This window comes from Thalassotalea euphylliae, from assembly GCF_003390375.1.
Taxonomy (GTDB): domain Bacteria; phylum Pseudomonadota; class Gammaproteobacteria; order Enterobacterales; family Alteromonadaceae; genus Thalassotalea_F; species Thalassotalea_F euphylliae_A.
Map to the genome: position 1 here is coordinate 3,739,543 of NZ_QUOT01000001.1, position 13,119 is coordinate 3,752,661.

The 13,119-nt window shown below is 40.9% G+C and carries 21 protein-coding genes; all 21 read right to left on the reverse strand.

Annotated elements, in window-relative coordinates:
• Positions 1–121 precede the first annotated feature (121 nt).
• On the reverse strand, positions 122–325 hold the full coding sequence (locus DXX94_RS16340; protein ID WP_116017526.1) for a hypothetical protein: 204 nt from the start codon (positions 323–325) through the stop codon (positions 122–124).
• Between the two features lie 79 nt (positions 326–404).
• Positions 405–878, reverse strand: coding sequence for a CreA family protein (locus tag DXX94_RS16345; RefSeq protein ID WP_116018589.1), 474 nt, complete (start codon positions 876–878; stop codon positions 405–407).
• Positions 879–1,032: 154 nt separating this feature from the next.
• Positions 1,033–1,569 carry an adenylate kinase gene (locus DXX94_RS16350; protein ID WP_116018591.1) on the reverse strand — a complete coding sequence of 179 codons (537 nt, stop codon included), beginning with the start codon at positions 1,567–1,569 and terminating at the stop codon, positions 1,033–1,035.
• Between the two features lie 39 nt (positions 1,570–1,608).
• The gene (locus DXX94_RS16355) at positions 1,609–2,664 is read right to left on the reverse strand and encodes a DUF2157 domain-containing protein (protein WP_116018593.1); all 1,056 of its coding nucleotides are present in this window, start codon (positions 2,662–2,664) and stop codon (positions 1,609–1,611) included.
• Between the two features lie 97 nt (positions 2,665–2,761).
• Complete coding sequence (locus tag DXX94_RS16360; protein WP_116017528.1) at positions 2,762–3,178, reverse strand: GNAT family N-acetyltransferase; 417 nt, start codon at positions 3,176–3,178, stop codon at positions 2,762–2,764.
• A gap of 137 nt (positions 3,179–3,315) precedes the next feature.
• The gene (locus tag DXX94_RS16365) at positions 3,316–3,846 is read right to left on the reverse strand and encodes a DUF6817 domain-containing protein (protein ID WP_220348124.1); all 531 of its coding nucleotides are present in this window, start codon (positions 3,844–3,846) and stop codon (positions 3,316–3,318) included.
• Positions 3,809–4,234 (reverse strand): GFA family protein, encoded by a 426-nt coding sequence (locus DXX94_RS16370; protein ID WP_258872193.1) that lies wholly within the window; start codon positions 4,232–4,234, stop codon positions 3,809–3,811. The genes DXX94_RS16365 and DXX94_RS16370 overlap by 38 nt, the downstream gene beginning before the upstream one ends.
• Before the next feature lie 251 nt (positions 4,235–4,485).
• The gene (locus DXX94_RS16375) at positions 4,486–5,427 is read right to left on the reverse strand and encodes a DMT family transporter (protein ID WP_116017532.1); all 942 of its coding nucleotides are present in this window, start codon (positions 5,425–5,427) and stop codon (positions 4,486–4,488) included.
• Between the two features lie 89 nt (positions 5,428–5,516).
• Entirely contained in the window at positions 5,517–5,846 is a 330-nt protein-coding gene (locus DXX94_RS16380) for a hypothetical protein (protein ID WP_116017534.1), read from the reverse strand.
• Complete coding sequence (locus DXX94_RS16385) at positions 5,846–6,301, reverse strand: GNAT family N-acetyltransferase (RefSeq protein ID WP_116017536.1); 456 nt, start codon at positions 6,299–6,301, stop codon at positions 5,846–5,848. Before DXX94_RS16385 ends, DXX94_RS16380 begins: the two co-directional genes overlap by 1 nt.
• 52 nt (positions 6,302–6,353) lie before the next feature.
• Positions 6,354–6,722, reverse strand: coding sequence for a hypothetical protein (locus DXX94_RS16390; protein ID WP_116017538.1), 369 nt, complete (start codon positions 6,720–6,722; stop codon positions 6,354–6,356).
• 150 nt (positions 6,723–6,872) lie between these two features.
• Positions 6,873–7,295: an MAPEG family protein gene (locus DXX94_RS16395; RefSeq protein WP_116017539.1), complete on the reverse strand. Its 423-nt coding sequence runs from the start codon at positions 7,293–7,295 to the stop codon at positions 6,873–6,875.
• Positions 7,296–7,475: 180 nt separating this feature from the next.
• A complete protein-coding gene (locus DXX94_RS16400; protein WP_116017541.1) occupies positions 7,476–8,003 on the reverse strand; it encodes a hypothetical protein in 528 nt (175 codons plus the stop codon).
• Between the two features lie 189 nt (positions 8,004–8,192).
• Positions 8,193–8,558 (reverse strand): cupin domain-containing protein, encoded by a 366-nt coding sequence (locus tag DXX94_RS16405; protein ID WP_116017543.1) that lies wholly within the window; start codon positions 8,556–8,558, stop codon positions 8,193–8,195.
• A 131-nt stretch (positions 8,559–8,689) separates the two neighbouring features.
• A complete protein-coding gene (locus DXX94_RS16410; RefSeq protein WP_374188840.1) occupies positions 8,690–9,025 on the reverse strand; it encodes an antibiotic biosynthesis monooxygenase family protein in 336 nt (111 codons plus the stop codon).
• 137 nt (positions 9,026–9,162) lie between these two features.
• On the reverse strand, positions 9,163–10,215 hold the full coding sequence (locus DXX94_RS16415) for a DUF4344 domain-containing metallopeptidase (protein ID WP_116017547.1): 1,053 nt from the start codon (positions 10,213–10,215) through the stop codon (positions 9,163–9,165).
• Positions 10,216–10,293: 78 nt separating this feature from the next.
• A complete protein-coding gene (locus DXX94_RS16420) occupies positions 10,294–10,764 on the reverse strand; it encodes a hypothetical protein (RefSeq protein WP_116017549.1) in 471 nt (156 codons plus the stop codon).
• Between the two features lie 28 nt (positions 10,765–10,792).
• On the reverse strand, positions 10,793–11,167 hold the full coding sequence (locus tag DXX94_RS16425) for a DUF7674 family protein (protein WP_116017551.1): 375 nt from the start codon (positions 11,165–11,167) through the stop codon (positions 10,793–10,795).
• Between the two features lie 99 nt (positions 11,168–11,266).
• Complete coding sequence (locus DXX94_RS16430; RefSeq protein WP_116017553.1) at positions 11,267–11,656, reverse strand: MAPEG family protein; 390 nt, start codon at positions 11,654–11,656, stop codon at positions 11,267–11,269.
• 32 nt (positions 11,657–11,688) lie between these two features.
• Positions 11,689–12,414 (reverse strand): transglycosylase domain-containing protein, encoded by a 726-nt coding sequence (locus DXX94_RS16435; protein WP_116017555.1) that lies wholly within the window; start codon positions 12,412–12,414, stop codon positions 11,689–11,691.
• A complete protein-coding gene (locus tag DXX94_RS16440) occupies positions 12,393–12,884 on the reverse strand; it encodes a hypothetical protein (protein WP_220348126.1) in 492 nt (163 codons plus the stop codon). Before DXX94_RS16440 ends, DXX94_RS16435 begins: the two co-directional genes overlap by 22 nt.
• Between the last annotated feature and the right edge of the window lie 235 nt (positions 12,885–13,119).

Genomic DNA, 13,119 nt, shown 5'->3' on the forward strand with positions numbered 1-13,119 from the left:
CAATAATCTGATTAGGATAAACTAGCTTGTTATGTGGTGTTAGCGCATACGCTGATATTTTGGGAGCTATGCTATTCAAACTACTGATTCCAGCTCGGGCTTTCCAACTCAAGCCTTATCATTAGGTTTTTGCAATATCGTCTTTTAGGGCTAATAGTGCGACATAAATAAGCCCTAGAATTGGGACAATCGATAGCAGAGCGCCGACAATCGCAGTTATTTTCGGACTAGTGGTTTTACGCCTTGCAAAATAATAGCTAAGTGCTCCGCCAATAATAATCGAACAAAGTATCACTTCACCAATAAGTGTGGTGTTGATATTCATTAATCACTCTCCATTGTTTGCAGGTTATCCATAGTTTTATCTTAATCAGGCATACCAACTTTAACCATTTAAGTGCCAACTAGTTGCTGTTCACAGTTTGAGGTTCAATATAAGCTTGTGTCCCCCATAGTGGCACTGTTGACAAGCTATGTTTAAAGCTACCTTCGGTTTCTTTGGTGGTGTAAGACAAATACAGCAAGGTTTGATTTTTCGGATCGTAGATCCTTCTGACTTTCATGCTCTTAAAAAAGATACTTTTCGATTGCCTAAATACCACTTCACCAGATGCCGATTTGTCAATTTGCGCAATCATTGCTGACGTAATATCACCCGTTTGTCGGCAAGAAATCGAGCTGTCACTGGGATCAGACAAGCTTAAGTCCGCTTCAATTGATGCAATATGACAAGTAACTCCAGTTACAACTTCATCTTGCAGCGATGAAATTTTAATATCTTTGAGTGTAAACAAACCGAGTGATACATCCCCAACCTCATTGTCTGAGCATGCCGTTAATGCTGTTACTAGTCCCAGTACACACAGTAGTTTTTTCATCACATTCTCCATGAGTATTCAATTGCTATAAGTAGGTCGTATTGATTGTGCATTTATTCTCAGCAATACGCGCTGAGTTAACCTTATAATAAATTTAAGATTAATACCGCTAGTTAATTTTGAGTAACAGCTATAGTGAAAACTTTAATCTGGGTTAAACATCAGCTTTAGCAAGCGAGGTGAAAAAGTTATTTATTTGTCTTTGGGAAGTAAATTCAATCACCTTTGTACCTGTTGACGCTTGCTGTGCTAATAAACTTCGATAGTTACGGCGCTTTGCGTGATAGGTCGTCAGTACCCACCAAATAATTGAATCTTTTGAACAAAAGCTCTGTTTAAACGTTTCAATATTACCAGCGAAAAGTACTTGTCTAGTCGCAGCACGTATAATCGAGCGGCGAATCGCGCGATAGAATACACGTGCAAAGCTATGGTTAAGCCAAATGATGGTTGTCGCTTTTGGCCATAAAAGGTCGCGAGCGACAGCATAATTGCCATCAATCACCCAGCAGTTTTTATCGACCTCTCGTTGCACTAATTGGCGAAATTCGCTGTCTGGTCGCTCTTGCCAATCGGGTAACCAATGCAGGGAATCTAGTTCAATGTAAGGCGAATTAATCAAATTGGCGAGGCTCATCGCGAATGTTGATTTACCACTGCAACTTGAGCCGATAACAACAACTCTCTGCATGTTTTTCACCATTGATATTTGCTCTTTTATTATCAACAACTAGCCATGTTTACTGGCAAGTAATTGTTGCAGAGATAGCGGCAAAATTGATTGCAGTCGTTGGCTAATTACTTGTTCGTGCCTTTGCCACAATACGCCTAAATAAATGATCAGCAGGCCAATTAATGATAATGCAATTGGGAAAAACCAGCTGTTTTCAAATACATTGTAAGCCAAATGACCTAAATAAAAGCTGCAGCCAAATGCCCCAAGCACAACAAACACCCTTCTCACCAGCAATACACCAAAGGCGATCATTGTCAGGTTAATGCTAAAGTAGCCGAGCTTGGCTAATTCACTATCAGAGTGTTGCAGTGAAAGACCACCCCAAAATGCAATGGTGCCGAATAAGTAAATCCAAAAAGCGTAGTCTTTGGGGTTGATTACACTCGCTGCTCTGGCGCGAATATCTACCCAAAACGCCAAAGCTACCATTAATAATCCGGTATACATGGAAACTAGCTTGCGCAGTTCCCAGCTGGTTTCAAAGTCAGTATTCTTAGCTAACATGACGCTTAAATCCATAGTCAAATACCAAAGTGTGACAGCAATGGGCATGACTAAAAAAGGATATTTATAACGCCACGCGATAATGGTACCTATCGCCAATGTCGCTAATTCCATATACAGCCAATGCCATGCAATATAGCGGTGATAATCTCGGTAGGCATTATCATCAGGCCACAGCCCTAGCCATTGCTGCAAACCAAATACGGCGAGTGGCGTTAAACAAGTCACAAATGTTGCGCAAATGCCCGCTGGAATCGCTAATTGTTTGTTCGCAAAGTGATGAGTTAACGACAAGCCAAGTACGGCATATACAAGAGAAATTGCTAGAATGCCTGCGCCACCAAAAGACGACCAACCTAGCGTCATAAATAGGCTCATGGCACCAATGGCGATCAACCCTCCTAGGTAGTAGAGCACATGGGTAAACGTAAATTGAGCGACGTTGGCTTGCTGCTCTTCGAAAAAGGCATACAGTTCAGTTGCTTGCTGCGGGCTAATAATTTGCTTTGCGGCGGCATCCTTAAGTTGCTGTTGGCTTATTTTTATCAAATCACTTGTCCTTGTTGTACGATATCGTTATCGCTATTCACTACTATAAAATACCTAACGTTAAGCATGAAAAGTTAAGCATGAAAATTAAAGCTTAAATAAAGCGACACATTCCCAGGCCCAAAGGTTCACCTGTACGCTTGGTATAGCCAAATTGTTGGTAAAATGCTTCTTTTCCTTGAGCACTAAATAAGCCAACTGTGGCGCCAGACTTTGCAACTTCAGAAAGGTAGCATTCCAGCTTTTCCATCAAAGCCGTACCTAGGCCATTATTTTGAAACTCAGGATCTACCACTAAATCTTGAATATAGAAAAATAGGGCGCCATCACCAACGATTCTTACCATGCCTACCAAGCGTTCCTGTTGATATGCGGTTAAGCAATATAGTGAATTGGTTAGACTAGTCTGCGCAAGTTTTGGGTCCGTGTCGCCCCAACCAGCTTTAGCGCGCAAGGCAATGAATTCACTTGGCTTGGGTGGAGATGAGCTAATCACAAATTGTTGATGCATGTTTACAGCCCTTGATTGTTAGCTAGCTTTTAGTTCGTTTATAGTTCACGTTCATAGGCATCAATCGCATATGGGCTAAGCCAGCGTTTCATCTTACTATAAAGCCGCTTTAACCCTTGCCCATGTTGTTGCCGAAATTAATCGCTAGCGATAACCAGCTCAAGCTCATTGGCAACGGTTAATTCACAAAAGTTTTCGGCTTGTTGTTGGCTTAAGTTAAAGGTATTGGCGGTGAAACGATCCTTAAATTGAATTTCATTGCTGGTGCCAAGCCGTGAGAAGGTGAAATCGCGATCACAAGAGCAATACAAGTAAACAATTGCCTCAGCTTCCTTGCCAATCAAGATTGCCACGTCGTTTCGCTGTGCAAGGGAAAGCATTTTTTCGTCAAAGCCTGCGGTGCCATAGGCCGCATGATAAAGGCCAGCATCGCATAGCACAGTGCGAGCTTGCCATTTCCTTAATAGCTGTGCTGTAGATGATAAGTGTTCGATCAATGAGCCATTAAGGTGAGCAAATTCACCTGCGCCCATCGCCTGCAATGCTTTAAATTTGTCATTTGCCTGAGAATTAGCGCTAGTGTGTGATTGTGCACTCGCTTGAGTGTCTGTTTTCGGTGCCAGTGTTGAATTAGTCATTACACGGAAAGCCATCGTGCTTTGGCGCATCAATACCTAATTGGTGCCAATCAGTTTGCTCGGCACAAAACATTTGCGCATCGGGCTGCCTTGTCGGTGGCGTATCTAAACACCCAGCCGGCACAATGAGAAACAATTTGCTTTGCGTCAAAAATGGTAAACCTGAGCCACATGCAGTGCAAAACACTTTCGTAAATGAACGCCTCGGGTGATCGTAGCGTTTAAGTAGCTCTTCTCCTTGCAGCCATTGAATATTTTCAGGTGCGGTTAATAAGTTCGCAGCATGGGCAGAGCCTGTTAGCTTTTGACATTGCTGACAGTGACAAAAATAGAATTGACTAAAATCATCTGCTAGCGAAAAGCTCACTTTACCGCAGCAACAGCTACCGGTGAGCATTGGGTGATTTGTATCAGACAATTGCACTTCCTTGTTTAAGAGTATGCTTGGCTATAAGGTGTAGCTACAAGGTTTAGGCTAAAAGGTTTAGGCTAAAAGGTTTAGGCTAAAAGGTTTAGGCTAAAAGGTATAGCTAAAACACCTATCTACAACATAAACAGGTCAATGCAACTTGGCAAGAGCTAGCGTAAATAACGCTCAATAGGCTAGGGTGAACTAGGCTTGGCTAGGAAAGGCGCGCTTAAACTTACTGCTAGCAACAGTCGATGCGACTAATCCTGTTTGCTCGGCTTGCCGATGCTCAATGCGATCAAGTGCTTTGAAGACATAACAAGTAGTATGCCACCTAGTATCGTTAACGATGCAATGATTAAACGCATCGATAAATTTTCATCAGCGAAAATAACGCCGCCAACCGCCGCTAATATCGGTACTAACAATTGTACAACTCCTGCTTGTATAGCGGATAGGCTAGGTAGGGCTTTATACCATATGGTGTAACCTAAGCCAGAGGCTACAGCACCAGACAGCACAGCATAGCCCACACCTTGCGCGCTAATGTCAGCGTGTGCAATGGTCAATGCCAGCAGCACAATGACAAATGGCAGGGTTCTTAAAAAATTAAAACTGGTATCGGCAAGTGGATTCATTGATTGCCTACCGGCCAAGGTATATAAGCCCCAGGCAACCCCTGAAATAGACATTAATATAAAGCCCATCAACGATGGCGTGCTTAGCGTTGGCAAAATCAAATAAACAAACCCTGAAAAGGCCAATAGCAAGCCCAACCATTCCAACGCATTAAGGCGATTCCCCGTAATTAAGCCAACCATGATTAGCGTGAGTTGCACGGTGGCAAATAAGATCAATGCGCCAGTACCTGTATCTAGCGTTACGTAAGCATAAGAAAAGGTTACGGCGTAGGTAAACAACATAGCGGCTGCCCACCAAGTGCCAGTCGTACTTTTTAGTGATGCTAATTTTTGCGGGTGCGTGTTCGAGTCTTGCGCAACTCTCTCGGTGACCTTGTTTGCTGACTTATTTGTTAAGTTAATAAAGGCGTAAATCATCATTAAAGTAGCAATGCCAGAGACTAAACGAATGTTGGTGAAGCTGGCGGCATCAATTGTATTTTCGCCTAATGCTAAACGACACAAAATAGAGTTGCCGGCAAAGGCACAAAGTGCAAGTAGGGTATAAAAAGCGGTTTTCATTGACTAGTTTCTAAATTTTAATATCAAGTGAGCAAAGCAGAGCGATGCGAATGGGCCATAGCTTGGTTAGAGAGCGCAAATACGCCTCGCTATTTAGCTGATGTTTCTGAGCCGCCATTAGCCGCTTTCTTGCCGCAAACAATGGTTTCTTCACCAAGGTGGTAAATATTGTTTACTGCAACGTATGCGCCAGAGACAATACCTGTAATGGGCAGCAATATTACGCCAGAAATAGAGTAATAAGTATTATTATCCTTATAACCATCTACTATCTTTAATATTTTTCTGTCCGTAGAAATTTCACACCTCGCTTGATAGCTATGATCGGTGACTGGCACAACAACACACGCTGTAAGCGATGTCGCGAGGCAAGCAGCAATACTGCGTCGTAACCAATTTGAAGCAAAACGTTTAATCATCACAAACTCAAGGTCATAAACTTGCTATTGGGATCTTCAGCATAGTCACTAAAGGGCGAACAATATTCAAAACCGTGCTTTTGGTAAAGGGCACGAGCGGGCTCAAAATATGCCATCGAGCCAGTTTCTAGGCTGATTCGCGCATAGCTATTAGCTTTAGCGTCGCTGATAATATGTGTTAATAGGCGGGTAGCGACCCCCTGATTTTTGTAGCTCGCCGAGGTTCGCATTGATTTTAATTCTGCGTGCTCGCTATCTAGTTGCTTATAGGCGGCGAAGCCTGCCAGTGTTTTGTTATCCCAAAGGCACCAAAACTTTACCGATGGATGTTTTAACCCATCCAAGTCAAGGGCGTGTTTACTCTCTGGTGGTGAGGTTGCCTGCATATCATCAAGGTGTTCTTGTAATAGCGCGATAACTTGCTCACTTGATAAATCATCCAGTTGAATATTCATGGCGCTCCTCTCTTAAAAGTTAACTCTATTGATACAGCAGTCGGCTCTTAAATTAATGCTTAGCTTTGGCTTGTAAAGTAAGCAAAATAACAACCATGGCAATCGCAAATACATCAATTAATAGTCCATTTCCTGAAGTAAAGTCACCCAACGGAAAAGACAGCGATATTGGCGCGATATGTGGTAAAAAGCTTTCAGGGCTAACGCGGCGAATGCTCTGAAACACAAAATACAAGGCCGCAGTTAGCATACCGACTCTTACTTTCTGCCAAGTCCAGTAGGCGCCCAAGGCAGGTAGTAGCGCGTAACTCAAAACAGCAACGAATAGGCTTAACCAATCTGTAAAATTATAAAAATAACAAACTGCTAAACCAATTAATGCATATAAACCAAGCACTACACTGGTAATTTTGTATGGCATAAACTGCAACCATAGTTGTCTTAATAGTGTGTTGTAATTTGTTCTATGTAATTTGTTCTATGTAATTCGCCCTAAGTGCAGAGAGCTAGGTAAATAGAACAGTTAAGTAACCTCACTGAAATTCGCAAGATTACTTAAGCACTTTTTTATCTAGGTAATGGTATTTATCTCAAGTCCAATACGAATAGCCATGGCTAAAATAATCAATAACGATACTGCGAAGGTGCGCATTCGATATGGCACATAGTTTGAACCGATATGGATGTAGGCATGAATATAGCGAAACACGACGTATGCCCAAGCTAAGCCAACAGTAATGTTATCAGCCAGTCCCAACACAAAAGCAATAACACACAAGATCAAAAATAAAATCGGGGTTTCGAATTGATTGGCAATATTGTTCGACACTTTGACAACCTCTGTTGTCCAAGCACTTGAGTTGGTGGCTGTTTTGGTTAAATCAACGCTTTTTGCTTTTACCGCCTTAGCTTTTCGCGCCGCCAGTGTAAAAAACAATAAGATCACTAATAAAATTTGTGCGAGTACGGGATAAAAAATTGCTGCGTCTGTCATCTCTTGTCCTAGTTATTTTTGCTGTTTTTGTTATGTTAAGGGATATAAATTAACCATAACACGAGTGTTTGTTTGGAGAAAGGTACTATTTATTAACTAGTTACTCGGTGTCTACACCTGAATAGTCGAGTGGCATTAGTATTCCCTGAATTGATAAGAAATATCTCAAACGCTATTCACTTAGAACTGATAACTCAGCACAACAGCGCCATCAAAGCGCTTTTCTTTACTATCAACCCCTTCACCGTAACCGGCCTCAAAGCGAATACGAAAGCCAGAGTTATTCAAACCGTGATGATTATAGCTATACGATAAGCCTATTCCGTTTGTGGTTTCATGGTCGAATATTTCAACTATACTGCACGCTATGACACTGGCTAAACCCTCAGCAATACCGTTTTCGTCATCATTATTAGGGCATGGTCGCTTGTCGTCTTGCGCGCCAATCGCTCCGACTAATAAGCCAATGGCGTGTTGATTAGCTGAATCAAGGCCATGTTCAAAGCCGATAGCAAAACCGTCATCTAAACCTAATTTGTAATTCGCATATAAACGTTGTTGACCACCACTAGCGGAATATGAAACTTCTGGAATAACAAGGTAGGGATAACCAGTACCTAATGAAAAATCTATATCTTCAGCGTGGCTAGTTACAGAGATATGTGTGGCTAACAGTGCGATAAGCCAAATGAGTCCATGTCTATTCATGCGGTAAATCCTTTTATCTATGACAAATGATGGCTAACAGCGATACATTGCTACTTAGCGTATTATATAGCTTATCGCTTGGTTATTTGTAGTTGGTTGTTAAGTGAACAATGAGTTCTATAGTCTTCGCAAAATATGATAAATACAAACGTTTAAATCGTAACGAGATGTAAGTCTTAACCCTAAACCCTAAATCCACACATCGTTTTCAGCGGTTAAGTCAGAGGTTTCCTCTCCGGTATTTAACACGCCTTTGGGCTCAACCAGCATAATTTGGCATTCACTTTGCGCTATAGGCTTATGCTCTACACCTTTGGGCACAACATACATTTCACCTGCTTGCAGTGTAACCTTACCATCTCTAAATTCGATCGTTAATGTGCCACTTATTACAATGAACACTTCATCAGTGTCGCTGTGTTGGTGCCAAACAAATTCACCTTCCACCTTTGCCAGTTTAAATTGATAATCATTCATCTCAGCTATGACACGTGGCGACCATTGTTCGGCAAACTTATCGAACTTTTCTTTGAAGTTAATGGCGGTGAAAGACATTGCTGCTCCTTGGTGTTTATTGCTCAGCTCTATATGATGTTACCTTGAGTGTCCTTATAGGAAAGGCTTTTCAGTATTTTCGTGCAAGTAACTGCCTATACTCCTGTTAAACCTCGAAAAAATAGTAGTGATTAAATACCGTAATCGCGTTCAACTTTTGTAATACGTACTTTAAAGCTTTTATACCAAAGCTCGTGACCTCTACGCTGCGCTAGTTGGTGCTCGGCATTCATCTTCCACGCTCGAATAGAGTCAAGATCTTGCCAATAAGAGACGGTGATACCAAGACCTTCACGCGCTGATTCTATGCCTAAAAAGCCAGATTGCTGGCTGGCTAAATTAACCATATGCTCGGCGGTTTTTGCATAGCCATCGTCGTTAGCGGTGTTATTAGCTGTGCCATCTACATTTATCAAGGAAGTAAATATCACGGCATAGTAGGCCGGTTTAGGGATCTTAGCAATCATAATCACGGTTTACTTTTTTAACTTTCAGAAATGACCATAGTATAGATACCGTAAAGCAAAGGGCTTGGTTAACGAAACATATGGTTTTCGGGTTTCAGTGATTAACGCCTATTATCTATTGCGGTTTATAACAACAATTATTTTGATTGGGCATCTTTATTTTGCTCTAGCATCTGATCCATCATTTGAATAAAACGTTCTCTAAGAACACCTTTTTGCTTTGATATCAGCGCTTCGTATTTGCTAGGAAACAAGAACAAATGGCTTTGATTCGCTTCATCTTTTAGCTTATTAATTAAAGGCTTTAAGCGTTTTTCATTTTGCTCAAACTGCTCAATTAACTCGTAGCAAACAATGATGCCATCAATTTTGGGATTCCACCAAGCATCTGGTCCAGAGCATTGGCTTTCAAAATAAATGGTCACTGGCTTGGGCAGCTTGATAGCTTCATTCACTCGACCAAGAATATAAGCAACCCGCTCTGATGATTGCAACCACTCTAGTATGGCCTTGTGCGCGGGACGAGAAGGCGTTATGTATTGCACATTTACTTTTGGGTGAACAGCACTAGCGTTTACTTTGGGAACAGGGTGCCAGTTTTCATCGAAGGTTACATAACTGTAGTTGTCGGCAAGCCAGCTCAATGTTTTTCGGTTTTGTTGGAACTCAAGGTCGCAATCCCAAGCGCGTTGATAAGGAAGCCACGCCTCTTTTCGAATTTGCTCTAACTTATCTACTGCCGCACCATACATCAGGCAAGTAACGTCATAAAAACGTTGAATCGACAATGGATGCACATCCCAAAAAGCAATAGATGAGTGTTCTACTTCTTGCTGCCATTCAATCATCCATTCTGCGGAGATAGAAATCATCTGATCTAATAAATCATCTTCCACATCGCGACTGTTTACCATCATAAACATAGTGGCGATTTGATCGGCCGCTTTTTCTCGGCCACCCAATACTGGAATATTGTTTAACTCAATAATCGCATGGGCTAGTTCGTGCAATAGCGCAAATTCAAGATTGCTCTCAACATAAAAGTGGGGGGTGTTAAATGCAGAATCTATTGTTAGGTTGGAAAATGCAGAGTTATCAGCACTTTCATCACTTTCAGTTATGTCAGTGGCGTGTGCTGACAACTGAAAAAAGCTGAACAAGCAGCACATGGCTAACGGCTTAATGCTCATAACTCTGCCTCCGTAGTGAGATAAAAAAGAGTGAGATAAACAATAGTGAGTTTAACAAGCTTTGCTGATCTGTGAGGTTTAGTCACCATAGAAAATAAGCGCTGACTCCTCCAATAACTGGCGATAATCTTGCTCGCTAATCTCACCTTGTTCAAGTTGCTTTTGTGCATCAACATTTCTTAAATAAAATTGGTTTTCAATATCTGCCAGAATATAGCCGTATTCCGTTTCCGTAATAATATTGGCGTGAAATGCAGCCTTCGAAGATTTTTTCGTCCAATAATCAGCAGCAGTGGGCTTAGGGTAAGAATAGTCTTTTTGCAGAATAGCTGGTTCGGAAACTCTTGCTACCTCCATACCTTGGGCGATCGCTTGTTGTGCACACCAATTAAGTAGCCAGTCGACAGAGTCTTTTACGCCGTATGGATGCCAATCATAACCTGCTGTGCACTCACCAACTTTTTTACCTTCAGCGTTATATAGATCTAATTGGCCGCTAGCACAACCAAACAACGTGACTGTTAAAACAACAATAGTTAAATGCTTCACTAATATTCCTTAGTTTTTTACAACTGCACTAGCAGGGGCTTCGACCATGAAACTGAATATACAGTTGTTTGAGAACATCAGGCATTAATGTCCAATATGGTGATGCATGCTCTGCTTTTACCCGCCAGAATAAATTCTCGATAAAGGCTACGTCTATACAGTTTTTGATATCATCACTTTCAAAAAGGTACTTTTGTCTAAAGTATTCGAAAATTGATTTGTATTGGGCTGGTTCGCTACCTTTGGACATCTCATCATTGATGGCATTCGCTAAACTTTCAAACCACGAATATGCGAAACTTGGATCAAGTTCATCCCACTGGTTTATGTGAGCGATATCAGCTTTGAGTGTAATTTCTGGAAAAGTGGCTCTAAACTCTTCGTACATTTCTTGCAATAGCATTGATAGTTCTAAGCCCCGACCAAATAATAAATGATACTTACTTAAACGAGCAAAATACTTGTGTTCAGGTGGCTACTTTTTTGACTCGGTAGGCACCGATTAACTCGGAATACAGAGCCACATAATGGCAAATGAACAGGCTATGCCGAATCCCCAGACAATTGAGCGTAAAAGGCCAATATTGAGTAGGTAAAGCAGGTGATAGGCAACTCTTAAAACAATATGAGCAATGGCAAGAGTTTGAATTGTTTCGCCTGTAGTATTTGTCGCAATAGCTAGCAAAATCGCAGCGGTAAAGACAATCAGCGATTCAAATGCGTTTTGATGGGCCGCTAGGGCACGAGCACCAAAGCCAGTTAACTTCGTTTGCTGCTCTCTCGGGTGGTTGTTGTCATAACCACCAATTTTATTCATCGCCGCGGCCAACGGCGCTTTTGCAATATAGGGCAGTAGCGCTGCTATAATTAGACACCAAATTAATGTAATCAATGTGTTGTTCCTTCTTAAGATTTAATAGGTAATTAGTTACTTTTGAGCCTTGAATTAAATACATTTTGCTTTCGGTTATAACTTTCGCGGCATACAAATGTTATTTGCTTTTCCCCACTATCAGGCAAAAGGTTGGCCGTTTTTAGTCTTATAGCTATATGTTTAATACGCTTGTCGAATTTATTTAACCATTGTTTACTTATATTAGAGGGCTCAGGGTATTTCAATCGAGCAATTATGAGTATTGCATCAGAGTATTTGAGTTTGCTAAGTGGAAGTTCTACGATATTTTTTAACCTTAAAGTACCAATGCTTGCTTGGCCGTAATAAGCTATAAAGAGATACGCAGTCCCAATTCTATCTTTCTCTGATAATGAAGCCACATGAACAGCAAGCAACTGCTCATATAGCTTTCGTTTCAATGTTCGTTGGTAATTATCGACAACTACCCGCACAAATTGTTGCTCTATTGTACTTGCTCCTTGTATGGAACCTCTGAGATTAGATATCAATGCTCTGATGTATGCTATTTGATCTACCTCAAAATGAAAGTTGTTGCGGTGATCTTCGGCTATTTTTAGTGTTAGTAATAGCTCTTTGGGGAGTTTTACATTGCCATATTTTGAAGCAATATCAAGGCACTTTTTTGTGTCATTTCTAAAGCCCCACCAGTTAAATTTATAAGCGAGTTTCGAAATAACTAAATAAGGGATTGTAACTATAAAGTAGCAAAGCTTTAAAAAGGATGTCTTTGCCATTCGGATAACCCATCTTGGTTTGCGACGAAAGAATTAAATGCCCCTTTTAACGAATCATTGTTCATTCTTATTAATTCAAAATAGTTGGTAGATTCTCTTCCACTACCTTGCTCTTTGATGTGAATATATAATTTATCTTTTGATAAGTAATTTAATTCGTAATAACCATTTAAATCGCCTCTAGATCTTTTGTCACCTACATACTCTCTCTCACCAGTTGATGAGTTTTCGTAAACTTTTTCCACGGTACCAGATAGCTTGCTACCTTCTCTCCATATCACAACGATATATCTTAGGATCATGCCTTTATATGGATTGTAGTCACTATTAACTGTAGTCATTTCGAAATGCCACTTTCCCGTAATATCAGGTATTCCAAATATCCTCTCTCTTAAAAAAAAGAAAAATAGAGCCAATATTGGCCCACTAATTAGAGTTGCGATAACTCCAGCGACAATGTTGTCAAACAATACTAAAACTCCTTGCAGGGCTAATAGATTTTATTGAGGTAAGCTGTGACACTTATCACAAATTATTTTCCTAGTTGCTAATAGAACTTTAACGTAGAGAAATTTCCTTTACTAGCCAATAGGTTAAAAACCTATTAGTAATTTGTTTGAGAGCGCCATAGCGAAAAAAATACAAATGATTAGGCATTAAAAAGCCCGCATTAAGCGGGCTTGATTAAGTTAGGTTTGCTGGCTA

Coding starts and splice junctions, on each gene's coding strand:
- DXX94_RS16360 (WP_116017528.1), bottom strand. CDS start 3,178: ATGCATCAACAATTTGTGATTAGCTCATCTCCACCCAAGCCAAGTGAA.
- DXX94_RS16350 (WP_116018591.1), bottom strand. CDS start 1,569: ATGCAGAGAGTTGTTGTTATCGGCTCAAGTTGCAGTGGTAAATCAACA.
- DXX94_RS16395 (WP_116017539.1), bottom strand. CDS start 7,295: ATGACAGACGCAGCAATTTTTTATCCCGTACTCGCACAAATTTTATTA.
- DXX94_RS16405 (WP_116017543.1), bottom strand. CDS start 8,558: ATGTCTTTCACCGCCATTAACTTCAAAGAAAAGTTCGATAAGTTTGCC.
- DXX94_RS16410 (WP_374188840.1), bottom strand. CDS start 9,025: ATGATTGCTAAGATCCCTAAACCGGCCTACTATGCCGTGATATTTACT.
- DXX94_RS16415 (WP_116017547.1), bottom strand. CDS start 10,215: ATGAGCATTAAGCCGTTAGCCATGTGCTGCTTGTTCAGCTTTTTTCAG.
- DXX94_RS16340 (WP_116017526.1), bottom strand. CDS start 325: ATGAATATCAACACCACACTTATTGGTGAAGTGATACTTTGTTCGATT.
- DXX94_RS16390 (WP_116017538.1), bottom strand. CDS start 6,722: ATGCCATACAAAATTACCAGTGTAGTGCTTGGTTTATATGCATTAATT.
- DXX94_RS16435 (WP_116017555.1), bottom strand. CDS start 12,414: ATGGCAAAGACATCCTTTTTAAAGCTTTGCTACTTTATAGTTACAATC.
- DXX94_RS16365 (WP_220348124.1), bottom strand. CDS start 3,846: ATGCGCCAAAGCACGATGGCTTTCCGTGTAATGACTAATTCAACACTG.
- DXX94_RS16425 (WP_116017551.1), bottom strand. CDS start 11,167: ATGCTATTGCAAGAAATGTACGAAGAGTTTAGAGCCACTTTTCCAGAA.
- DXX94_RS16385 (WP_116017536.1), bottom strand. CDS start 6,301: ATGAATATTCAACTGGATGATTTATCAAGTGAGCAAGTTATCGCGCTA.
- DXX94_RS16380 (WP_116017534.1), bottom strand. CDS start 5,846: ATGATTAAACGTTTTGCTTCAAATTGGTTACGACGCAGTATTGCTGCT.
- DXX94_RS16400 (WP_116017541.1), bottom strand. CDS start 8,003: ATGAATAGACATGGACTCATTTGGCTTATCGCACTGTTAGCCACACAT.
- DXX94_RS16375 (WP_116017532.1), bottom strand. CDS start 5,427: ATGAAAACCGCTTTTTATACCCTACTTGCACTTTGTGCCTTTGCCGGC.
- DXX94_RS16345 (WP_116018589.1), bottom strand. CDS start 878: ATGAAAAAACTACTGTGTGTACTGGGACTAGTAACAGCATTAACGGCA.